Here is a 21,821-nt window from a genome sequence, read left to right on the forward strand (position 1 = left end):
CCTGATCAGAACATCGGCGGCATGCGCATGCCGCGCTGGTTTCTGTTGTCGCGGGTGTTGCCGCTGCCGGTCGATCCGGTGCTGACGACGACTTTCTCGCCCTCTTCGAGGCCGCTCTTGATCTCGGCGCTGACGCGGTTGCGAATGCCGACTTCGACGTCGCGGGTTTCGAGCGCGCCCGAGGCGGTGACGACCGTCACCTGCGCTTTGCGGGGCTCGCTTCCGGTCCCGTTCCTTTGGCCGTCGCGCCGGCTGCTGCCCTGGCCGGTTGCATCCCCGGTACCCTTGGCCTGGTGGCTCAGGGCGCCGCTCGGCACGATCAGCACATCCTTGGCGGCGGCCTGCACGAAGAACACCTGGGCGCTCATCGACATCATCAGCTCGCCTTCGGGATTGGGCACGTCGAAGAGCGCGTAATAAAGCACGACGTTGTTGGCGGTGTCGGGCATCGGCTGGATCTGGCGAAGCTTGCCGGCGAAGTGCTTGCCGGGCTGGCCGAGCAGGGTGAAATAGGCATCCATGCCGACCTTCAGCCGGGTAACATCGGCCTCCGATACCTGCGCCTTCACCGTCATGGTCGAAAGGTCGGCGATGGTGACGATGGTCGGCGTCGTCTGGTTGGCGTTCAGCGTCTGGCCAGCCTTGGCCGGGTTGGCGACAATGGTGCCCGAGATCGGGGCATAGATCTTGGTGTAGCCGAGATCGACCTTGTCGCCGGCGAGCGTCGCCTGCTGCTTGCGGATCTGCGCCTCGATGGCGTTGACGTCGGCTTCGGCGGCGGCGAGATCGGCAATCGCCTGGTCGAGCGTGGACTGCGCCACGCTCCGGGTATCGACGAGGTTGCGCTGCCGCTCGATATTGGCCTGTTTCAAAACCAGCTGCGCCCTCTTGGAAATCAGCTGCGCCTGGAGGTTGGCAAGCTCGGCCTGGTCGATCTCGATGCGGTTTTCGATCGTGGCCGGATCGATCTCGGCGACGAGCTGATTTTGCGTGACCGTGTCGCCGATCGCCACATGCAGCGCCTTCAGCTGGCCGGAGACCTGAGCGCCGGCATCGACGGAATTGACCGCATCGAGCGTGCCAACGGCGGTGACGCTGTTTTCGATGTCGCCGAGGGCCACCACCTCGGTCACCATTGCGGTCGAGGCCGGGTTTTCGCCATAGCGCGTCCAGCCGTAATAGCCGGCGCCGGCGACGGCGAGGATGACCGGCAGCCACAGCCAGGACCGCGCGCGGCGTTTGCGCTTCACCGTCTTCACCGCACCGGGAATAAAGGTGACGTTGGGCGCCGCATCGTCGCGGGGCGTGGTGTCGGCTCGCGCCGTCTTGGCTGTCTTGTTCATCGCTTGCGCCTAACCGGCATCGCCGATGCCAAAAATGGATAGGTTCAAAAATAGAAGCGAATGGACGCGGCGAAAAGCATTGAGATCATTATATTTTCGTAATCTTCGCCATCTGCATGGCAGGAGAAAGGCGCCCGCGGCTGCGGACGCCCCAGTTTTCAACGGGGAATGACGGGTCTGTCAGCTGCGTGCCGCAATCAGTTCGGCGACGTCGACGACCGCTCCGTGGTGGTCGGCAAGGCCGGCAAGCTCGGCCTCATGCAGGGCGCGGGCGGAGATGGTGCCGCTTGCCGATGGCAGGTCGCGCGTGGTGCAGGCGTCGGCTGCGATGGTGATGCCATAGCCGAGATCCTTGGCGGCGCGGGCGGTCGAAGACACGCAATTGTGGGTCATGAAGCCGGCGAAGATGACGGGTGTCCCGGCCGGGCCGATGATTTCCGAGAGGTTGGTGTCCGAGAAGCCATTGGGCCGGATCTTCTCGACGATGGCTTCGCCCGCGATCGGCGTCAGCGCATCGACGATCGCGCCGCGATGCGCCGCCCTGTCGAACATGCCTCCCGCGGCTCCCCTATGAGCGACATGGATGACCTTCGTGCCGGCGGCACGGGCGGCGACCAGCAGCTGGCGCGCCTTTTCGATCGCTGCTTCCGGCTCGACGAGGCGCACCGGGCCGGCCAGATATTCGTTCTGGTAGTCGATCAGGACCAGCGTCGCTTCGCCAAGCGGCGGCGGGGCGAGCGTGACGCCGGCAAGCGTGAAGAGGGTTGCAGCGGGGGCGGAATCGGACATCGGAAGGCTCCTTGTTTTCAAGCGCGCGAGGGTCGAAATGGGTTCGTGGAAGGCGGGTCGGTGGACGCCGGCCCTGGCCGGGCGTTGGCTCCGGGGCCACGGCCCCTGGGTTTGGTTCGTCGAAGCGGTCTGTCTATGGGCTTGATCTTAGAGGCTGCGTCAGCGCAGAGTGATCCGAAATTTTCGGAGGAGGATCTGCATGAGTGCAGGGTCGTGGGCGGATCTCGAACTGCTCGATCATCTCGTGCGCGGCGCGACGCTCAGCCAGGCGGCGCGCTCGCTCGGCGTCGACCAGACGACGGTGTCGCGAAGGCTTGCGGCGCTGGAGCGCCGGGTGGGGGCCGCACTCTTCGACCGCATCGATGGCCGGCTGACGCCGACGCCGGTGCTTGCCCCTGTTGTCGAGCGCCTCAGGACGATCTCTGAGGAGGCCTCGCTGTCGCTGGCGACCTTGTTGCGGACCACGGCGGAACTCAAAGGCCAGGTGCGGGTGACCAGCATCGGCTTCGTCTTGAGCGCCATCCTGGCGCCGGCGCTGGCCCGCCTGGAACAGCGTCATCCGGGTCTCACCCTCGATCTCGTCGCCGACAACCAGATGCTGAGCATCGAGCGGCGCGAGGCCGATATCGCCATCCGCATGGCGCGCACCGGCGAGGACAGCATACGGGTGAAAAGCCTTGGGCTGCTGCGTTTCCGGCTGTTCCGGCCCAAGGGCCAGGGGGCGGGGCCGTGCCCGGTCGTGCGCTACGGCGCCGCACTCGCCCATGTGCCGGAAATGCAAGCGCTCGACCGGCTGCGCCCGGATGCCCGCGTGGCGCTGACGGCCGACAAGCTGGAGATCCTGATGGAGGCTGCCCTTTCGCTCGGCGCCGAACTGATGCTGCCGGAGGTTTCGGCAAGGCGCGACCCGCGCTTCGAGCCGGTGGACGAACCGGATGCCACCGCCGAGCGTCCGGTCTACCTGATGATGCACCCGGAGCGCGCACGGGTACCGAGCGTGGCGGCGGTGGCGGCCTTTATCGAGGAGACGATGCGGGGGTGGCGGTAGGAGGGGCGTCGAGACGTGCACTCTGCTTTGAGCGGTGCGCAAGTCTCGCCCCTCACCCTAGCCCTCTCCCCGCAGGCGGGGAGAGGGGACGCGGCCGAAAGCCGGCTTCTCAATTGGGGTCGCTGCCGGCGAACATTTGATGCCGAACCATGGACTGCTCCGCCGGGAAGCGATGATGCATGTTGAAGGCTCGATGTTCCTGCAGTGAGCGGTCGCGGCGTTCTCCCTTCTCCCTGCCTGCGGGGAGAAGGTGCCGGCAGGCGGATGAGGGGCGCGCCCCTCACCGTGTGAAGGAAGGGCGCAAAAACGGGAACCGAACACCGTGAATGCTGTCGGGAGAACCGGCCATGGCCACCAACAACAGCCCAAGCCGCCATCGATCCTCACCGTTCAGCCCGCCGAGAACTCCTGCGCCACGGCCTCTACCGCCCCCGGCACTGCGACATCGATACAGCGGATGTCGGCTGCTCGCGCCGACTCCAGCATGTCTCTGTTCTCCCGAAGTGAGCGCTCAATGAATTTGTTGATGATCCCGGCTTTCTGCTCGTATCTTTCGTCACGTCGCGCTTCGTCCAGCATCCGTTGCCGCAGGAAATCGTCGTCCGCATAGAGGAAGACGGCGGTGACACTCCCGGCTTCGAGTTCGGCCACATATTCCGGCCGCAACGCCGCACCCTCCAGCACGAAGGGCTGCCCACGCTCCCGATGGCTATCGACGATCTGGCGGATGCGCGGCCACATGTTTTCGTGGTGCACCTTCAGGAACCAGTGGGTCGTCTCGTCCGTCAGGCTGGCGTAGTATTCGGCGACTTCGGGGCGAACAGTCGGCCAGGGCCTGCCGGGATGGCGGCCGAGCGCGTCCGTCGAGATCAGCTCGCGGCTAAGCGAACGGGCCAGGGTTCCCGCCAATGTCGATTTGCCGACATGCGAGGTTCCGCCAATCAGGATGCCGAGGGCTGGCTGCTGCATGCGTTGAACTCCTTCACACGATCGACTGGTCTAACTTCGCCGGGACCAGGCCGTTTTGACACGTTGCGCCGATTGTCTGCATTTGCGGGGCGCATACAATCAGCCCCAGGCGACGTAAACGAAGCGGGCAAGCACAAGTGTCCCGCCAATACCGGCAAGACCGCAGCACCATGCGGTGATCGCGTCCCGTTCGTAGTGGAAGTGCCAGACGCCCTTAACGCAAAGAGCGATGAAGAAAACCACGACAACAAGAATGTATGCCTTTTGATGCGGTGGCACCGTCGACCTCTCTGCAGTCTGCTTCTTCAGCTTATGGACAGAGACTTTCTCCGTCACGGCCGAAATTTTGCCGCTTCTTGAGAATCGTCTTGACGCCTCCGGGAGGCTTCACTAGAAGAATGCGAACCGTACCGTACGGTACTGATTGGGGCGAGGCAGCGTGCAGATGACTGTGGCGATGAGGGAGGCGAATGCCGGGGAGGGGCTGACGGAACGTCAGGGCGCCGTTCTCGAGCAGGCATTGCGGCTTCTCGTCGATGGCGGCGAAAAGGCGCTGACGACGGCCGGCATCGCGCGGGCTGCCAATTGCTCCAAGGAAAGCCTCTACAAGTGGTTCGGCGATCGCGACGGGCTGATCTCGGCGATGATCGGCTTCCAGGCGAGCAAGGTGCGCACGCAGGACGTTGCCGCCCGCGCGCTCGATGCCGAGAGCCTGCAGCGCCATCTGATCGTCTTTGCCAAGGATCTGCTTGAGGTTCTCGCCGGTGATGTGTCGCTGGCGCTCAATCGTCTCGCGATCGGCCAGGCGAGCCGTGACGGCTCCAAGCTTGGCCACATGCTGCAGGAGCGCGGGCGCCGGCAGATCGGCCGCCGCGCGGCAGCGCTGCTCGAAGCCGGCCGCAAGGCGGGGCTCTTGACGTTCGACGATGCCGAGGAGGCCTATGGCGCGCTCTATGGGCTGATCGTCTCCGACTGGCATCTGAAGATGCTGCTCGGCGAAGAAGCCGAGGAGATGAGACAAAGTTTTGGCCGCAAGGCGGAGCAGGCGGTTTCCGCCTTTCTCGCGCTTTACGGCACGAAAAGGTAACGGCGAGGGGAACCTCGCTTAAACGACTGACAAACAACGGGAAGGACCACAACAATGCGCGTCTATTACGATCGTGATGCCGATATCAACCTGATCAAGTCGAAGAAGGTCGCCATCGTCGGCTACGGCAGCCAGGGCCGCGCCCATGCGCTGAACCTGAAGGATTCCGGCGCCAAGGAAATCCGCATTGCGCTGAAGCCGGGTTCGGCGACGGCTGCCAAGGTCGAGGCCGACGGTCTCCAGGTCATGTCGGTTGCTGAAGCCGCCAAGTGGGCCGACCTGATCATGATGGCGACCCCGGACGAACTGCAGGCCGAAATCTACAAGGCCGAAATCGCCGGCAACATCCGCGACGGCGCTGCGATCGCCTTCGCCCACGGCCTCAACGTTCACTTCGGCCTGATCGAGCCGAAGGCTTCGCTCGACGTCGTCATGATCGCGCCGAAGGGCCCGGGCCACACGGTTCGCGGCGAATACCAGAAGGGCGGCGGCGTTCCCTGCCTCGTTGCCGTTCACCAGGACGCTTCGGGCAACGCCCTTGACCTCGCGCTCTCCTACGCCTGCGGCGTCGGCGGCGGCCGTTCGGGCATCATCGAAACCAACTTCAAGGAAGAGTGCGAAACCGACCTCTTCGGCGAACAGGTCGTTCTGTGCGGCGGTCTCGTCGAGCTCATCCGCGCCGGCTTCGAAACGCTGGTCGAAGGCGGCTACGCTCCGGAAATGGCCTATTTCGAGTGCCTGCACGAAGTGAAGCTCATTGTCGACCTGATCTATGAAGGCGGCATCGCCAACATGAACTACTCGATCTCGAACACGGCCGAGTGGGGCGAATACGTCACCGGTCCGCGCATCATCACCGAAGAAACCAAGGCCGAGATGAAGCGCGTCCTCAAGGATATTCAGACCGGCAAGTTCACCTCCGAGTGGATGCAGGAATACAAGTCGGGTGCGGCTCGCTTCAAGGGCATCCGCCGCGTCAACGACAGCCACCAGATCGAAGAAGTCGGCGCCAAGCTCCGCGGCATGATGCCCTGGATCGGCAAGAACAAGCTGGTCGACAAGGCGAAGAACTAAGTCTTATCGAACGGTCGAATGAGACAAGCCGGGGCGTCAGCTCCGGCTTTTTTCGTGGCGTGGACAGGCGGATTGTAAAACCCCGTCATTGCTGTCGGATCAGCGCGATTGGTCGATGCAGGCCGGTGGAGCTAACCGTCCATGGTGCAGGCTTCCGGCCTGGAGAGACGAGGGCACCAGAACCCGGCCCCGCAATTAGTTCCAGAAAAACCGAAACAAGCCGACAAAGGCATGCTCTAACAGGTCGATAAGCAACAGGTCGGGGAACCAGGCGGCAAAGGCAGAGCCGGCTGTGAAGCCAATCAGACCGAAGCCGAGCGCTCCATCCCAGCCGTGGCCCTGCCAGCCGTACATGGCGCCGATCGTGGTCGCTCCGCCGACGACGGTGACCAACCAGAGAACCTTGAGGGTGGTCATTGCACGGCGCATGAACGTATCAAACATCTGCTTCCCCTGTCGCAGGCCGGAACACGCTGTGGTTCCGTATTGGACGTAAGTTCGCGCAGAGGTAAATTCCAGATCCGTCGAAAAACAATTGCGAGGCGGCGACCCGGCTCGGCTTAAAACTCTTGCCAGGCCTGCAGCCGCTCGACGGTCGTCGTCGCGCCGCCGCAGACGATCATGAGGATGCGCTTGAAGCGTGCCAGCCGGTCGGCGTGGGCGTAGGCGACGGCAAGGGCGGCGCCGCAGGCGGGCTCGACCAGAACGCGGTGGTCGTCGAGGAAGCGAATGCAGGCCCCCGCGGCGTCCGCGTCGCTGACGACGACGCTCTCGACAGGGCGTGTCTGGCTGAGTTCGAAGGCGCGCTGGCTCACCTGCCTTGCGCCAAGCGAGGTGGCGATGCCGCTGACGGCCTGAAGCGCCACCAGTTGCCGTGCCTCGATGGAGGCGGCGAGCGAGGCGGTTCCTTCGGTCTCGACGGCAAGGATCGGTACCGCGCCAAGCCCGTTGCGCTGAAGCCCCTCGGCAACGCCGGCAAAGAGCCCGCCGCCGCCGACCGACAGCACCACCGCATCGAAGGCGAGGCCGGCCTTGACGGCCTCGTCGATCATCGTCGCGTGACCGGTCCAAAGCAGCGGATCGTCGAAGGGATGGATGAAGGCGGAGTCCTCGTCGAGGGAGGCAAGGGCCTTGGCATTGGCTTCATCCCAGGCGGCACCGTGCACGATGACGTCGGCGCCCTCCTGGCGGATCAGCGCCTTTGCCCTTTCGGTGGTCGTTTCCGGAACATAGACCGAAACCGGGATCGAAAGCTGGCGGCCCGCATAGGCGACTGCCATGCCGGCATTGCCGCCGGAGGAGGAGACGAAGCGTCGCTTGCCCGCCCGCGCGTGGTGTTCGCAGGCGGCGCCCACGCCGCGGATCTTGAACGAACCCGGCGGCTGCAGCGCGTCCATCTTCAGCCAGACGTCTCGCCCTGCGGCAAGGCCGAGCGGAAGGGATTGAATGAGCGGCGTTTCGATATGAAGTGGCATGGGGCGCCCCGTCCGTGCCTGTCTCCCTGGATCGCCCTCGATACAGGAGAAAGGCATGCAGAAAATCAAAGTGTTACAGCGATTTTTGCGTGACTGACAAGAGACGCGCTGCGCTGCGGGTGAGAGGTTGGCCGGCGGCCGGCGAAAAGCCGGCGCCCGCGAATCTGCCCGCAGTCTGCCTCCGGTCGCCGCTTCGACGCAACACTGGAAGCGTTCCGTGGCGGCGTGATGGCCGCGACCGAAGACGGCGCAGCGCCGTCTACCAAAGAAGTCCGTTCAGGATCATCAGCACGACGAAGAGCAGGGAAAAGGCAAGCGATAGCCTGATGGCTACCGGCGCATAGTCATAGCGTCGGATCCTGCGTGCGAAGGTATGGAGCATGTGGTCGTCCGTCTTGATTGTTCGCATGAGCGACTGGCCGCGGCGTGCGGATCTCTTCCGTTTCGGAAGAACCGACCCTGGCGCCCTGCGTTGCCGGGCGCCTGCAATTACACGCGTTGCGATTTTCGCGGCGGCTTGGATGGCGCCGCATCCACGGCCGGTTCGGCCGCGGCGCGCTCAAGGCGCTGTGCCTTGAGCTTTTCGGTCTTCCTGTCGCGCGCGAGTTTCTCGGCGGCGACGATCGCCCTTGCCGTGTGGTCGGTTGCTGCCGCCCTGTCACTTGCGGAGGTCTTGGCCGGCTTGGAATTGGCGCCCTGGTGTGGAGTCATGTTCTGTCTCCTTCAGGGGCCGCGTCTGCCGGCCCCGATCGTTAGCGTGTGCGCGCTGCTCGCTTGGGTGCGGGCAGCAGGCCTTCGCGCTGCAGCTTCTTGCGCGCCAGCTTGCGCTGGCGGCGAATGGCTTCCGCCTTTTCGCGAGCGCGCTTTTCCGACGGCTTTTCGTAGCTCGTGCGCGCCTTGAATTCGCGGAACAGACCTTCGCGCTGCATCTTCTTCTTCAGCACGCGCAAAGCCTGGTCGACGTTATTGTCCCTGACGAGTACCTGCAAAACTTGTTCTCCTGTTGTTGGCCGACGCAAATTTGAGCGCCGACATGCCTATCTCCCGTATCGAGAAACGTGGGGTCCAAAGACGCAAAAAGGTCGGGGTGTTGTCCCGACCTCTTCCCGTCATTCAAGCGCCTTCCTGCCAGTACATCCGTGGTCAGAGAAGGGCGAATGACAAATTATGCCGACCTCAGATTGTCGGCCGAGCTCTTGCCCGTCTTGCGGTCGCTGACGACGTCGAAGGTAACCTTCTGACCTTCGGCGAGCGAGCGCATGCCGGCGCGTTCGACTGCGGAGATGTGAACGAACACATCGGTGCTGCCGTCATCCGGCTGAATGAAGCCGAAGCCCTTGGTGCCGTTGAACCATTTTACCGTGCCTGAAGCCATGGTGATTTCCTTTCAATCACTGCGTTTTCCAGGAAATATTTCTCTGGAATTGATCGATATTTGAGAGGAGATCTGGCCACGCGAAAGCGCGCTGTCAAAGGTCACAAGCAATATTCGACGAGGTGATATATAGACGATACGCCTCAAAACTCAATGAAGATATTGAATTATTCAGTTTTGGGCATCCGTGAAAACCTCGTCAAAGCCCTGAAACAGCGGGCTTTTCGTGCCTTCAATTTTCCCTCTATTCTGCGTCATTGTCCCCGGAATGGCCGCCGAAATGCTGTCGATGCCGGCAGCGCAAAGCAGCTGCCAGAGGTTGAACATCAGGGGATCTTCATTGGGGAAAGTTGGCTTGGCCTTGCGCCGTGTCACGCAATCGCGCCGGTTCGGCGCGGCCGAAGATAAAGTGAGGCGGCGGTACGCATGTCTGTCGCGCACCGCCCCCGCTTTTCAGGTGAAGGTCTGCGGCGAGACCTGCAATGCGGCGGCGATGCGCTGCAGCTTGGCGGGATCGGTATCGGCGCCGAGCTCGATCTTGGATATTTCAATTTCCGTCAGGCCTGTGGTGACCGACAGATCGTCAACCGAATAACCGGCGGTTTCACGCGAAAGCTTGATAGCGGCTCCGATTTTGACGCGGGACAGAGATGCGCCTGGAGCCTTGGTTAGGTCTTTCTTAAAGGACATGAAGTGTCTCCTTCGTTGGTCCACCGGCAAAGAACGCTGCCGGTTGAAGGGGGCCCAAAACTGAAATGCGACTCGGGCAGATGAGTGCGAACCTAGGGCGTCGCTAATATAAGCGAGAAGTCCGCAGGCGCAAGTTTGCGCCCGAATTTTTGTAAAAACGCTATTTATATCAATATTTTACCCTGTGATTATCGGGCGCTGGGCAGTCCGTTTCCGGGCAATCTGGCGTGCCGAGCTCGCGCGCCGATCGCCATCGAAACGGGTGCGAAAACTCACGCCAGGCGCGCCTCGATCAGGAACGGTCCGCGCCGCGACAGGGCTGCGGAAAAGAGCGCGGCGAAGGCTTCGCAGGAGGTGGCGACGGCGGCTTCGACGCCAAGGCCGCGGGCGAGCGACACCCAGTCGAGCGCGGGATTGTCGAGGTTCAGCATCTGCCGCGCATTGGTGCCGATCTCCGCGACGCCGACATTGCGCATCTCGGCATGCAGGATGGCATAGGTGCGGTTGGAGAAGATGACGGTGACGATGTCGAGGTTTTCGCGCGCCTGGGTCCACAAGCCTTGAATGTTGTACATGGCGCTGCCGTCGGCCTGCAGGCAGATCACTTTCCGATCCGGGCAGGCGATGGCCGCGCCGGTTGCAAGCGGAATGCCGTCGCCGATCGCGCCGCCGGTCTGCATGATGAGGTCGTGCGGTGCGGAGAAGGCGGACAGGGCAAAGAAGCGCCGCGCCGAGGTCACCCCTTCGTCGCAGACGATTGCGTCCTCCGGTACCTTGTGGGCGACGATGACGGCGATTGCGTCTTCGGTCAGCGTCCCCGAGGGCTCGCCGGTATCGGTGGGAGCGCCTGCCACCGGCAGCGGGGCGGTCGGGCTGACGCCGAGTTCGTCGCCAAGCGCCTCCAGCGTCGCCTTCAGGTCTTCACCGTGGCGGGCAAGGGTTGCGACCGTGCAGCCCTCCGGCACCAGTCGGCCCGGCATGCCGGGATAGGCGAAGAAGGCGACCGGCTCCGGCGCGCCGACAAGGATGAGAACGCGGATGTCCTTGAGCGTGGCGAGCGCCATGTCGATCGGGTAGGGGATGCGCGCCGGCGCCACCCGTCCGCGGCCGCGCTGGGTGTGGGCGACCAGAACCTCGTTGAAAAGCTGGATGCCGCACGCAGCCGCGATCCGCCCGGCGACCGCAAGGCCATCGGCTTGCGCCGCAGCGCCGCTTACGACCATGGCGACCCCTGCAGGATTCGAACGTATCAGACGCGCGACTTCGCGCACGGTTTCGGCGCTGGCCGGGCGCGGGACTTCGAGGATCGCCTTTTGTGGCGGGGTGGCAAGGGCAGGCGTTCCCCAGGCGGCGTCGGCCGGCAGGATCATGGTGGCGACGCCCGGCGGCGTCAGCGCGGCCTGAACGGCGGCGGCAACGGTGGGGCCGACATCGGCCGGCTCCTTCACGCGCCGGACCCAGTTCGACATCGGCGCGGCCAAGCTTTCGATATCGGTCGTCAGCGGCGCGTCGAGCGCGAGGTGATGGGAGGCGTGGTCGCCGACGATGTTGACGACAGCCGCTCGGGCGCGGCGGGCATTGTGCAGGTTGGCAAGGCCGTTGGAAAGGCCAGGGCCGGTGTGCAGAAGGGTCGCCGCCGGGCGTCCGGCCATGCGCGCATAGCCATCGGCAGCGCCGGTGACGAGGCCTTCGCTGAGGCCCAGGATGCAGCGCAGCTCCGGCTTGCGGTCGAGCGCCGCGACGAAGTGCATTTCCGAGGTGCCGGGATTGGCGAAGCAGACGTCGACGCCGTTTGCAAGCAGCGTGTCGACAAGCACATCCGCGCCGGTGGTGCGAATTCCCTGGCCGCCTTCTCCCATGCGCGTGTCCCTCGATCACCCTCAAGGGCATGATAGCGGCAAGTTGCGCCGGTGCAACCGGGGCATGGCGAGCCGCCCGGCGCAGGACCAGTCGGCCAAACGTCGGCCGGCCAATGCAGGTCGGCTAGCGCATGGCCGGTTTACCTGTCGGGTATCAGGTCCGCTGCCAGGCGAGGTGGGCGCCAAGCCCGATCAGCACCGTGCCACCGGCGCGCTGCATCAGGCGCTGCGCCCTGCCGGAGCGGCGCATCCGTGAGACGACGGCGCCGGCGAGGAACACGCAGACGATATCGGCCGAGGAGAACATCAGGTTGGCGAGGGCGCCGAGCACCAGGAACTGCACCCAGATCGGGAAGGCGGCAGACGCATCGGTGAACTGCGGCAGGAAGGCGACGAAGAAGATCGCAGTCTTCGGGTTCAGCACTTCGACAGTGATGCTCTCGAAGAAGGCGCGGCGCGCCGATTTCGCCTCAGTCAGCGGCAGGCTGCCGTCGCCCGTCGCCTTGGTGCGCATCAGCGTGAAGCCGAGCCAAACGAGATAGGCGGCGCCTGCAAGCTTTACCGCCAGATAGAGCGTCGGCACCGCATGAAACAGGATCGAAAGGCCGGCAGCGGCGGCAATGACGTGCACGTAGCAGCCGAGATGGATGCCGAGCGAAGCCATCAGCCCGGCGGAGCGGCCGCGCGCCACGGTCTGCGCGGCGGCGTAGAGCATGGCCGGGCCCGGGATATAGGCGAAGATCGCCGTGGTTACGAAGAAGGTGAGGAGGATGTCGAGCGATGGCATGCGGTATACCTCGTCTGCTGCTGCGTGGCCTCTTGCGGGAGTCGTTGTAAGGGCTTGCGCGGGAAAGTTGAAGGAAAAACATAAGTGCCAGGACTGTGGGGTCAGGCGCCGGCGGTCCGTCGTCAGACCGGTATTTCCTCCGCGACGAGGCGATCCTCGCGGCGGGCGCTGACCGCAAGCCCGGCTGCGACGCCGGCGCGGTCCTCGACACTGCGGTTCTGGCTCATCTTGCGCTTGCCGTCGAGGCGCTCGATCGGCAGCCTGAGGCCGATGATGCCGCGAAGCTGCGCCTTGACGTAGGCGGCGGGCGCGTCGCTGACCTGCCAGCGTTCGGCCCGTCCGGCCTCATGCCGGTTGGTGAGGCGCGTGACGATGTCGAGCAGCCGATCCTCGTCGGTGAAGAACTCGGCCGCGCCATAGGCGTGCACGGCAACATAGTTCCAGGTTGGCACGACCTTGCCGTGTTCGCGCTTGGAGGCGTACCAGGAGGGCGTGACATAGGCGTCCGGTCCCATGAAGGTCGCCATGGCCGCGCCGATCGCCGGCGTCGTTCCCTGCGGATTGGCGCGGGCGACGTGGCCGTAGAGCGTGCCGTTCGGTCCCTCGTCGCGAACAAGCAGCAGCGGCAGCGGGGTCGCAAGCAGCCCCTCGGCCGTGGCGGTGACGAGGGTCGAGAGCGAAGCGGCCTCGATGATGTCGTGCAACACGCTCAGCGTTTCTTCTTTGAAGGCGGGCGGTGTGTACATGATCTCGCTCCTTGTGCTCGTCCCGTGATAGAGGCAAACTGGACGGACCAGAACATCCAGTTTCCGTGTAAATGCGTGGGCCAGTTCGTGACGGTGAAGGACGAAGCGACGATTGGGACCACCCGGCGGATCTATGAGGCGCTGAAGGCGCAGATCCTTGACGGTACCTATGGCGCCGGAGCGCTTTTGCCATCGACGCGGACGCTCGCCGCCGAGCTCGGCGTTTCGCGCACGACGGTGACGGCCGCCTATGAGCAGCTTCTGTCCGAGGGGTATCTGGAAAGCCGCCAGGGCGCGCGCTCGCGGGTCGCCTTGCTTGCGGCCCGGCAAGGCCTCGGCCCGGTGGCCGCGCCCGGGCATCCTGCGCGCCAAAAGCATCGGGAGGAGGGTGTGGCGGCGGCTCGCCTGTCGCGCCTGGGGGCAGCCCTTTGCGACGGGCCGACCTGGATGCCGCCGGCTTCTTCGAGGCTGATTGCCGATTTTCGCTATGGCGACCTGTCGGCCGCGGATTTTCCACAGGAGGCGTGGCGACAGGCGGTCAACGCCGCGCTCCGCCGGCGAAGGCCGCGGCTTGCCTATGATCATCCCGCCGGCTCGTCTGCCCTGCGCACAGCCTTGCAGGCCTATCTCTGGCGGGCGCGGGGGCTCACTTGCGATCCGGATCAGATCATCGTCGTCAACGGCTCGCAGCAGGGGCTGGACCTTGCGGCGCGCGTGCTTGTCGACGCCGGCGACCGGGTGGCGATGGAGGATCCGGGCTATGTGATGGCGCGCCGGGTCTTTGCGGCTTCCGGCGCGCAGGTGGTTCCCGTCGCCGTCGACGCGGAGGGGTTGCGGACCGACATCCTCGAACAATCGGCGGACGCCAGGCTCGCCTATGTCACGCCCTCGCATCAGTTCCCGCTCGGCAGCGTGCTGTCGGCGCGGCGGCGGCAGGAGCTTCTGGCGTGGTCGAGGCGGAGCGGAGCCTATGTGCTCGAAGACGATTACGACGGCGAATATCGCTACGACATCCGGCCGATCCCGCCGCTTCAGACCATGGCGCAAGCGGAAAACGTGCTTTATCTCGGCACGATTTCCAAGAGCCTGTCGCCGATGCTGCGGCTTGGCTATCTCGTCGTGCCGCCGCCGCTAGTCCCGGCCTTTGCCGCCGCCAAGCAGCTGATAGACCGCCATTCGCCAAGCCTCGAGCAAGAAGCGCTGGCGGCGATGATTGCAAGCGGCGCCTATGAGCGCCACATCCGCCGAAGCCGGCGCAACAATGGCCGCCGGCGCGAGGCGCTGTTGACGGCGCTCAAGGCGGAACTCGGCGACGCGGTGAGCATTTCCGGCGCCGATGCCGGCCTGCATGTGGTCGTCTGGTTCGAACAGCTGGAAAAGGCGCAGGAAGACGCGCTGATCGCGCGGGCACGCGCGGCTGGCATCGGCCTTTATCCGGTTTCGCCGCTCTATGCGGCGGGTGAGGCCGGCCACCGGCCGGACCGGGCCGGCATCGTCATGGGCTATGCGAGCCTGGAGGCAGCGGAGATCGGCAAGGGGGTGGCGGCCCTTGCGCAGGTGTTGCGGCCCTGGGACAACGAGAACGCGGACGCGAAGCCGTCATAGGCTTGGAGCGAGCGATGTGGAGCCCGTAAGGGTTGGCATCGCGGCGGTACGTTACGGTTAGCCGCTTGCGCCCGGCCAACGTGCCTTCATAGTGGCGGCCATTCCGCGTTGGCCCAGGCGATTTCCATGAGATCTCTTCGCATCCATCCCCACCTGCACGACGTTTTCGGCGAAGAGCAACCGGTCGCCTATCTCGCCGCCATTCTGCTGTTCGGTGCCGCCGTTGCCGCCGTCTTTACGCTGTCGGCGGGGCCGCTGCTTGCCGATCTTGCCTGGTGGCGGGCGGCACTGGCGCTTGTTTTCGTGCTCGACATCGCCGCCGGCTGCGTCGCCAATTTCACGCCGTCGACCAATGATTTCTACGCCGCCCGGCCGCGCAACCGCTGGGTTTTCATCGCCATCCATTTCCACATCGTTCTCGTCGCGCTGCTTGTCGGCAGCGGGACCGCGGCGGCGGTCGTCGTCTGGGCCTATACGATCGCGGCGGCCGCGCTCGTCAACCGGCTGGCGGGGCAGGGCGCGCAGACCTTCGTCGGCGGATTGCTGCTTGCGATCGGCCTTACCGGCCTGCCGCTTCTGCCCGGTCTGACGCCGGCGATGATGGCGGTCTCGGGCCTCTTCATGCTCAAGGTGCTCTTCAGCTTCGCCGTCGATCACTATCGCACGGTCCCGGCCCACGATGGACAGGTGTCCAAAAATGGGGGACGCGGCTGACGTCCTTGCCTTGCATGGCGGTCTTTACTAGCCTTCGGAAAGCAGGCTCAGGGGAGAGACTCGATGGCAGTTTCAGCGGCGGACGAGGCAGTGCGTATTCCGACATTCGACGACGTGCAGCTGGCCCGAAACCGCATCGCCGGCGTCGCGCACCGCACGCCGGTCCTGACCTCGCGCACGGCGGACGCCGCCACCGGCGCCCGGCTGTTCTTCAAGGCGGAAAACTTCCAGCGCGGCGGCGCCTTCAAGTTCCGCGGCGCCTATAACGCCATTGCTGCGCTCAGGGAAAAGGGATCGAGGCAGGGCGTCGTCGCCTTTTCCTCCGGCAACCATGCCCAGGCGATCGCCTATGCCGCGCGCCTGCAGGGTGTGGCAGCGACGATCGTCATGCCCGCGGATGCGCCCGACATGAAGGTGGCGGCCACGCGCGGCTATGGCGCCGACGTCGTCTTCTACGACCGCTACAAGGAAGACCGCTCGGCGATCAGCGCCAAGCTGGCGGCCGAGCGCGGCGCCGTGCTGATCCCGCCCTTCGACCATCCCGATGTGATCGCGGGCCAGGGCACGGCAATTCTCGAACTGATCGAGGAGGTGGGTGAACTCGACCTGATCGTCACGCCGCTCGGCGGCGGCGGGCTGCTTGGCGGGACGGCACTCGCCGCCCGGGAGCGCTCGCCCGGCGCGACCATCGTCGGTGTCGAGCCCGAGGCCGGCAACGATGGCCAGCAGTCGCTGCGCCAGGGCCGGATCGTCGAAATCGCCATCCCGAAGTCGATCGCCGACGGCGCGCTGACCCCCAGCATCGGCGCCCACAACTTTCCAATCATCCAGCGCGCGGTCGCCGACATCGTCACGGTGAGCGACGCACAGCTGGTCGAAACCATGCGTTTCTTCGGCGAGCGCATGAAGATCGTGGTCGAGCCGACCGGCTGCCTGGCGGCGGCCGCCGTGCTCGAAGGGGTGCTTGCCTGCGCCGGCAAGCGCGTCGGCATCGTCCTCAGCGGCGGCAATGTCGATCTGGCCACCTATGGGGCGCTGCTGCGGTAGATCCCCCGCGCATAGACGGCCGACGACCAACCAAGCGGTGTCACGGGCGGGGCGTTGCAATTGCCCGTCTTTCCGGTTGCCTTAAACGGCAAAAGTGGCAAACTGGGCGTCGCGCCAATTGCGACGGGCATCCGAACGGGCTTGCAACGGTTACTGTAACAATTTGATATTCCAATAAATATTTCCTCCTGCCATTTCAGGGCGGAGCGTGGAAATGGAAGAAACCGGAGACTTACAGCGGACCAGCCAACGCCCCGGCGGACGCGCCGCGTTGCCAAAAATCTAAGCGCTGCCACCGCTCCGGATGGGCGCGGTGCATACACAACTGGAGGGTATCGTGACGCTTGCAATCAATGACCTCGCACCGGACTTCGAGGTCGGGACGACCGACGGCACGATCCGGTTTCACGACTGGATCGGCGACTCCTGGGCGGTGCTGTTTTCGCACCCGAAGGATTTTACGCCCGTCTGCACAACGGAGCTCGGCTACATGGCGCGCATCAAGCCGGAATTCGACCGGCGCGGCGTCAAGATCATCGGCCTTTCGGTCGATCCGCTCGACCGTCATGCCGGCTGGGCCGCCGATATCGAGGAGACACAGGGCCACGCGCCGAACTTCCCGATGATCGCCGACGTCGACTACACCGTCTCGAAGCTCTACGGCATGCTGCCGGCGCCGGTTTCCGGCGATCCGACCAAGCGCACGCCCGCTGACAACCAGACGGTGCGTAACGTCTTCGTCGTCGGCCCCGACAAGAAAATCAAGCTGATCCTCATCTATCCGATGACGACGGGCCGCAACTTCGACGAAGTGCTGCGCGTCATCGACTCGCTGCAACTGACGGCCAAGCACAAGGTGGCGACGCCGGTGAACTGGCAGCAGGGCGACGACGTGATCATCGCCGGCTCGGTCAGCGACGAGGATGCCCGCAAGGTCTATCCCGAGGGCTGGAAGGCCCCGAAGCCCTATATCCGCATCGTGCCGCAGCCGAAGGGTTGAGGCGGGGCTGAGATTTCGCCAGGGCGCGGAAGCGCCCCGCGCTGAAGGTTCGTCCTTCGTCGCTGGGGTGAGGGCTTCTTCGCACTCCGCGGTGAGGGGACTACCCCTCATCCCGCGGTGAGGGGACTACCCCTCATCCCGCGGTGAGGGGACTACCCCTCATCCGCCTGCCGGCACCTTCTCCCCGCATGCGGGGAGAAGGGACGTTGCCGCGCCCTCCGGGTTTGCTTCTCTTTGTCTGCGGTAAACGGGTCGTTTGGATGGGGACCGTTCCCCCACCCACGGTGCTGTGGAGCAGTGAACCTCGCGCCGGAGGCCTGTTTCTTCTGCGACAGAATCCCTCCTTTATCTAAACACGCCCCCGCCTATAGTGCCGCTGTTTGCGGCCGCAGCCGGAGCGCGCCGCCCCCTGACTGGATGACCCGCCCCATGACCGCAGCAAGCCGACCCGACCTGACAGACATTCACCGGGGCGATTGGGTGGATCGCCGGTTGCCGCGGGCGGTGCGGCCCTATACCCGTCTTGCGCGGCTCGACCGGCCGGTCGGTATCTGGCTGACGCTCTTTCCCTGCTGGGCGGCGCTGTTCCAGGCGGCGCACGGCCTTCCCGAGATCCGCGATATTCTGGTGTTCACGCTCGGGGCGTTTCTGATGCGCAGTGCCGGCTCCACCATCAATGACATGGCCGACCGCAATTTCGACGGGCATGTCGAGCGGACGCGGTTCCGTCCGCTTGCAAATGGCGAGATCGGCATGTCCCGCGCCGTTCTCTTCCTGATCGCCCAGCTTGCGCTTGCCGCCTCGCTGCTTGTGTTCCTGAGCCCCGCGACCCGCGTGCTTGCGGTGTGCGTCGTGCCGCTCGTGTTCCTCTACCCCTTCTGCAAGCGGTTCACCCACTGGCCGCAAGCGGTCCTGGGCGCTGCCTTCAACTGGGGCATGCTGATGGCCTGGTCGCAGGTTGCCGGACATGTTCCGGCTGGCGCCGTGCTGATGTGGGCCGGTGCCGTTGCGTGGCAGATCGGCTACGACACGGCCTACGCCTATGTCGATGTGCGCGATGACACGCGCCTCGGTCTCAAGTCCACGGCGATCCTGTTCGGGGCTCGCGGCAAGGCCTGCATCGCCCTGTTCTACGGCCTGACGCTCGCCGCCTGGTCGCTCGGCGGCTGGATGCTCGGCATGTCGAGCCTCTATGCCGTCGGCATGGTGGTGATCGCGGCCCATCTCGCGTGGCAGGCCTGGCGTTTCGACCTCGATCGCCCCGAACTCAGCTATCGCCTGTTCCTGGCGAATATCCTGACCGGCGTGCTCTTGGCTGCAGCCGCTCTCGCCGGAACGTTTTGACGGACGCCGAGCGTCCGGCTCGCCATAGGAAGTCGACGATGAGGGGGGTGACGCATTGACGCCCGGCGCGCGCGCTCCATGTCATATCCAGATGTCAAATCCAGGTGTTCAGCGCAGTCAAACGGGCAGGGGCAGGCCATGCAAAGGTTCTTCGTCAGCGTCGCCAAGGAATTCGAGGCCGATAGCGCCGAGGAGGCGGCCCTTCTGATGTACCAGTTCTTGACCCGCGAGCCGGCACCGCTTTCCTACGCCGTCACCGACGAGGCGAAGAACATCACCAGGCTGACGCTCGAGCGCGACAAGGCGGACGAATTCGCCAGCGTCGACCACACCGCCGATCCCGGCAACTGGTAGCGCCTGCCGGCTGTAACGGCCGCGGGCGGAAGCCATCAAAGCGACATGTTCGGTTGCAAATCCTCCGGCGTTCGCGTCAACGCTGCGCCTGTTGGGTGCAGCTGTCGCCGCGCTTCGGGAGGAAGCTCACTTGTTCATTGCCCACCTGCCGGCCGGCTATCTGCTGAGCCGCCCCTTTGCGCGCCGCAACCCGTCGCAGGCACGCGCCATCTTCGGTGTCGGGCTTCTCTGTTCCGTCCTGCCGGATTTCGATCTCGCCTCGATCGCGGCCGATATCCGCTGGTTCTTTCCCTTCGCCGATCTCAGGGTGAACCTTGTGCATGTGCAGGCGGTCTACAAACCCTGGTACGTGAACTTCATCCTGCACTGGACCTTCGCGCTTGAAGTTTTGATCTGGCTGCTGGCCGGTCATTTCGCCTTGCGCGATTTTCGGGCGCAGCGCGCAATCGGGACCGCATGAGGGCAAAAGCACAGCAATTCTAGGGGTCGCGAAAAGAATCGCTTAAGGAATTTATCATACCAATAGCTACAATTCGCATGTATCCCTTTTCGATTTGTTAGCTATAGGTCCCGCCCTCATGACTGGCCTGCCGTCTCTTTTTTCGTCCGATGCCAAAGCCATGCTCGATGCGATCAACCGGTCGCAGGCGATCATCGAATTCGATCTTTCCGGCACGATCCTGACCGCCAACGAGAATTTCTGCCGCGCGATGGGTTACGATCTCCACGAGATCGTTGGCCGGCATCACCGCATGTTCGTGCAGCCGGAGGAGGCGGCGTCCGCCGCCTATGCCGATTTCTGGGCGCGCCTTGCCCGCGGCCAATACGACAGCCAGCAGTACCGGCGCATCGGCAAGGGCGGGCGCGAGATCTGGATCGAGGCCTCCTACAATCCGGTGTTTCGCGGCCGCAAACCCTATAAGGTGGTGAAGTTCGCGACCGACATCACCGCGACGAAGGCAAAGAGCACCGACGACCAGGGCAAGATCGACGCCCTGTCGCGGGCCCAGGCGATTATCGAATTCACGCCTTCGGGCGAGATCATCACCGCCAACGAAAACTTCCTTTCGGCCATGGGCTATGCGCTTCCCGAGATCGTCGGCCGGCACCATTCGATGTTCTGCGAACCGGACGATGTCCATTCGCCCGCCTATGCCGGCTTCTGGCGCGATCTTGCGGCCGGGCGCTTCGTCACCGACCAGTTCAAGCGCATCGGCAAGGGCGGCAAGACGGTCTTCATCCAGGCGTCCTATAACCCGATCCTCGACGATGCCGGCCGGGTGTCGAAGGTGGTGAAGTTCGCCGTCGACGTTTCCGACCGCGTGCTTGCGGTCCAGGAGATCGGCGCCGGGCTCGGCCGCCTTGCCGAGTGCAACATCCGCATGACGCTGGATGAGCCCTTCGTCGGCGAACTCGAAACGCTCCGGCGCGACTTCAACACCTCGATCGGCATGTTCCAGGAAACGCTGTCGGCGGTGCTCAGCCAGACCCGCGACCTCAACAGCAACAGCCACGAGATGAAGGATGCGGCCGAGCATCTTTCTGACCGCACCCGCCAGCAGGCGGCAGCGCTGGAGCAGACCTCGGCGGCACTGGAACAGGCGACGGCGACGGTGCGCACCTCGACCGAAAACACCCAGCAGACCCGCGCGTTGGTGCAGAATGCGCGGCAATCGGCGCACAGCTCATCGAGCGTCGTGCGCGATGCGGTGACGGCGATGCAGCGCATCAAGGCGGCGTCCGAGGAGATCAGCCAGATCATCGGCGTGATCGACGAGATCGCCTTTCAGACCAACCTCTTGGCGCTCAACGCCGGGGTCGAGGCGGCGCGCGCCGGTGACGCCGGCAAGGGCTTTGCCGTCGTCGCCTCGGAGGTGCGCGAGCTTGCCCAGCGCTCGGCCAAGGCCGCCAAGGAGATCAAGGCGCTGATCCACAATTCGGTCGCCGAGGTTGCCGAAGGCGTGCGCCTCGTCGGCGATACCGGCAATGCGCTGAAGGAGATCGAGGACTTCGTCGCGGCGATCGACATGCGCATTGAGGCGATCGCAACGGCCGCGACCGAGCAGACGGCGGGTCTCGGCGAAATCAACGCGGCCGTCAACGACATCGACGTCATGACGCAGAAGAATGCGGGCATGGTGGAGCGCACCGCCGACGTCAGCGTCCGGCTGGCCGAGGGCGCGCAGCGGCTGACGGAACTCGTCAACCGCTTCCAGCTCAACCGCCGTGCCGAGCGGCGCGAGGCGGGCACGGCAGCGGCTGCGGGCGGCATCGGCGATCGTCGCCGCGCGACCGACGCGCGCGCCGCCTGAGGCAACAAAGCGGGACGTGCGGGGCGATCACGCCCTGCCGTTCGCGGGCAGGCGGGCCGGGGGTGCGGCCCGCCTCATCCCCTTCACGGCAATCGTCCGTGCATGCGAGCCCGTGGGCCACAACGAATTCCGACACTGTCGTCTCCAAGGTCCGGCGTGGATTGCCGCGTGATTGACGGTCGGCAGACGTGTCCGTGCAACGT

At 64.8% G+C, this 21,821-nt stretch carries 26 protein-coding genes; 11 read left to right on the forward strand and 15 right to left on the reverse strand.

Translation table 11 applies throughout. The features are described 5' to 3' along the window. Positions 1-5: 5 nt before the first annotated feature. On the reverse strand, positions 6-1,343 hold the full coding sequence (locus tag OKW20_RS19175) for an efflux RND transporter periplasmic adaptor subunit (RefSeq protein ID WP_429174212.1): 1,338 nt from the start codon (positions 1,341-1,343) through the stop codon (positions 6-8). Between the two features lie 180 nt (positions 1,344-1,523). Then, positions 1,524-2,132: a cysteine hydrolase family protein gene (locus tag OKW20_RS19180; RefSeq protein WP_429174213.1), complete on the reverse strand. Its 609-nt coding sequence runs from the start codon at positions 2,130-2,132 to the stop codon at positions 1,524-1,526. A gap of 199 nt (positions 2,133-2,331) precedes the next feature. Between OKW20_RS19180 and OKW20_RS19185 the strand changes: the two genes are divergently transcribed. Beyond that, the gene (locus tag OKW20_RS19185; protein ID WP_429174215.1) at positions 2,332-3,180 is read left to right on the forward strand and encodes a LysR family transcriptional regulator; all 849 of its coding nucleotides are present in this window, start codon (positions 2,332-2,334) and stop codon (positions 3,178-3,180) included. Between the two features lie 390 nt (positions 3,181-3,570). Here OKW20_RS19185 and OKW20_RS19190 read toward each other — a convergent pair whose 3' ends face one another. After that, complete coding sequence (locus OKW20_RS19190; protein WP_429174216.1) at positions 3,571-4,149, reverse strand: AAA family ATPase; 579 nt, start codon at positions 4,147-4,149, stop codon at positions 3,571-3,573. A 99-nt stretch (positions 4,150-4,248) separates the two neighbouring features. Then, positions 4,249-4,428: a hypothetical protein gene (locus OKW20_RS19195; protein WP_429174218.1), complete on the reverse strand. Its 180-nt coding sequence runs from the start codon at positions 4,426-4,428 to the stop codon at positions 4,249-4,251. A gap of 160 nt (positions 4,429-4,588) precedes the next feature. On the opposite strand from OKW20_RS19195, the gene OKW20_RS19200 reads away from it, so the two are divergent. After that, positions 4,589-5,236, forward strand: a complete 648-nt coding sequence (locus OKW20_RS19200; protein ID WP_043612670.1) for a TetR/AcrR family transcriptional regulator C-terminal domain-containing protein — start codon at positions 4,589-4,591, stop codon at positions 5,234-5,236. Between the two features lie 54 nt (positions 5,237-5,290). Next, a complete protein-coding gene (ilvC, locus tag OKW20_RS19205; protein ID WP_429174219.1) occupies positions 5,291-6,310 on the forward strand; it encodes a ketol-acid reductoisomerase in 1,020 nt (339 codons plus the stop codon). A gap of 195 nt (positions 6,311-6,505) precedes the next feature. Here the strand turns inward: ilvC and OKW20_RS19210 are convergent, their stop codons facing one another. The 11 genes from OKW20_RS19210 to OKW20_RS19260 form a co-directional block, all read right to left on the reverse strand. Next, positions 6,506-6,754 (reverse strand): hypothetical protein, encoded by a 249-nt coding sequence (locus OKW20_RS19210; RefSeq protein WP_429174220.1) that lies wholly within the window; start codon positions 6,752-6,754, stop codon positions 6,506-6,508. 116 nt (positions 6,755-6,870) lie between these two features. Beyond that, complete coding sequence (locus OKW20_RS19215) at positions 6,871-7,785, reverse strand: pyridoxal-phosphate dependent enzyme (RefSeq protein WP_429174221.1); 915 nt, start codon at positions 7,783-7,785, stop codon at positions 6,871-6,873. Positions 7,786-8,044: 259 nt separating this feature from the next. Next, positions 8,045-8,167 carry a hypothetical protein gene (locus OKW20_RS19220; RefSeq protein WP_256364274.1) on the reverse strand — a complete coding sequence of 41 codons (123 nt, stop codon included), beginning with the start codon at positions 8,165-8,167 and terminating at the stop codon, positions 8,045-8,047. A gap of 107 nt (positions 8,168-8,274) precedes the next feature. Further along, a complete protein-coding gene (locus OKW20_RS19225) occupies positions 8,275-8,496 on the reverse strand; it encodes a hypothetical protein (protein WP_043612665.1) in 222 nt (73 codons plus the stop codon). 41 nt (positions 8,497-8,537) lie between these two features. Further along, complete coding sequence (rpsU, locus tag OKW20_RS19230; protein WP_043612663.1) at positions 8,538-8,774, reverse strand: 30S ribosomal protein S21; 237 nt, start codon at positions 8,772-8,774, stop codon at positions 8,538-8,540. A gap of 176 nt (positions 8,775-8,950) precedes the next feature. Next, the gene (locus OKW20_RS19235; protein ID WP_043612661.1) at positions 8,951-9,160 is read right to left on the reverse strand and encodes a cold-shock protein; all 210 of its coding nucleotides are present in this window, start codon (positions 9,158-9,160) and stop codon (positions 8,951-8,953) included. Positions 9,161-9,331: 171 nt separating this feature from the next. Beyond that, the gene (locus OKW20_RS19240; protein ID WP_429174222.1) at positions 9,332-9,601 is read right to left on the reverse strand and encodes a hypothetical protein; all 270 of its coding nucleotides are present in this window, start codon (positions 9,599-9,601) and stop codon (positions 9,332-9,334) included. Between the two features lie 12 nt (positions 9,602-9,613). Further along, positions 9,614-9,850 carry a helix-turn-helix domain-containing protein gene (locus OKW20_RS19245; RefSeq protein WP_043612659.1) on the reverse strand — a complete coding sequence of 79 codons (237 nt, stop codon included), beginning with the start codon at positions 9,848-9,850 and terminating at the stop codon, positions 9,614-9,616. A 272-nt stretch (positions 9,851-10,122) separates the two neighbouring features. Continuing rightward, entirely contained in the window at positions 10,123-11,709 is a 1,587-nt protein-coding gene (locus OKW20_RS19250; RefSeq protein ID WP_429174227.1) for an acetolactate synthase large subunit, read from the reverse strand. A 154-nt stretch (positions 11,710-11,863) separates the two neighbouring features. Further along, on the reverse strand, positions 11,864-12,496 hold the full coding sequence (locus OKW20_RS19255) for a LysE family translocator (protein ID WP_429174229.1): 633 nt from the start codon (positions 12,494-12,496) through the stop codon (positions 11,864-11,866). Between the two features lie 122 nt (positions 12,497-12,618). Continuing rightward, positions 12,619-13,242, reverse strand: coding sequence for an FMN-binding negative transcriptional regulator (locus OKW20_RS19260; protein WP_429174230.1), 624 nt, complete (start codon positions 13,240-13,242; stop codon positions 12,619-12,621). A 75-nt stretch (positions 13,243-13,317) separates the two neighbouring features. On the opposite strand from OKW20_RS19260, the gene OKW20_RS19265 reads away from it, so the two are divergent. The 8 genes from OKW20_RS19265 (at position 13,318) to OKW20_RS19300 (ending at position 21,618) form a co-directional block, all read left to right on the forward strand. After that, entirely contained in the window at positions 13,318-14,847 is a 1,530-nt protein-coding gene (locus tag OKW20_RS19265; protein WP_429174231.1) for a PLP-dependent aminotransferase family protein, read from the forward strand. 126 nt (positions 14,848-14,973) lie between these two features. Next, entirely contained in the window at positions 14,974-15,561 is a 588-nt protein-coding gene (locus tag OKW20_RS19270) for a hypothetical protein (RefSeq protein ID WP_429113497.1), read from the forward strand. 63 nt (positions 15,562-15,624) lie between these two features. Beyond that, the gene (locus OKW20_RS19275) at positions 15,625-16,608 is read left to right on the forward strand and encodes a threo-3-hydroxy-L-aspartate ammonia-lyase (protein ID WP_429174234.1); all 984 of its coding nucleotides are present in this window, start codon (positions 15,625-15,627) and stop codon (positions 16,606-16,608) included. 337 nt (positions 16,609-16,945) lie between these two features. Further along, positions 16,946-17,608, forward strand: coding sequence for a peroxiredoxin (locus OKW20_RS19280; protein ID WP_043626719.1), 663 nt, complete (start codon positions 16,946-16,948; stop codon positions 17,606-17,608). Positions 17,609-18,037: 429 nt separating this feature from the next. Next, the gene (gene ubiA, locus OKW20_RS19285) at positions 18,038-18,952 is read left to right on the forward strand and encodes a 4-hydroxybenzoate octaprenyltransferase (RefSeq protein WP_429174236.1); all 915 of its coding nucleotides are present in this window, start codon (positions 18,038-18,040) and stop codon (positions 18,950-18,952) included. 138 nt (positions 18,953-19,090) lie between these two features. Continuing rightward, the gene (locus OKW20_RS19290; RefSeq protein ID WP_043617023.1) at positions 19,091-19,306 is read left to right on the forward strand and encodes a hypothetical protein; all 216 of its coding nucleotides are present in this window, start codon (positions 19,091-19,093) and stop codon (positions 19,304-19,306) included. Between the two features lie 130 nt (positions 19,307-19,436). Then, positions 19,437-19,766 (forward strand): hypothetical protein, encoded by a 330-nt coding sequence (locus OKW20_RS19295; protein ID WP_429174238.1) that lies wholly within the window; start codon positions 19,437-19,439, stop codon positions 19,764-19,766. A 160-nt stretch (positions 19,767-19,926) separates the two neighbouring features. Beyond that, positions 19,927-21,618: a methyl-accepting chemotaxis protein gene (locus OKW20_RS19300; protein ID WP_429174248.1), complete on the forward strand. Its 1,692-nt coding sequence runs from the start codon at positions 19,927-19,929 to the stop codon at positions 21,616-21,618. Positions 21,619-21,821 lie beyond the last annotated feature (203 nt).

The sequence above is a fragment of the Ensifer sp. LBL genome (genome assembly GCF_050435225.1).
GTDB lineage: Bacteria > Pseudomonadota > Alphaproteobacteria > Rhizobiales > Rhizobiaceae > Ensifer.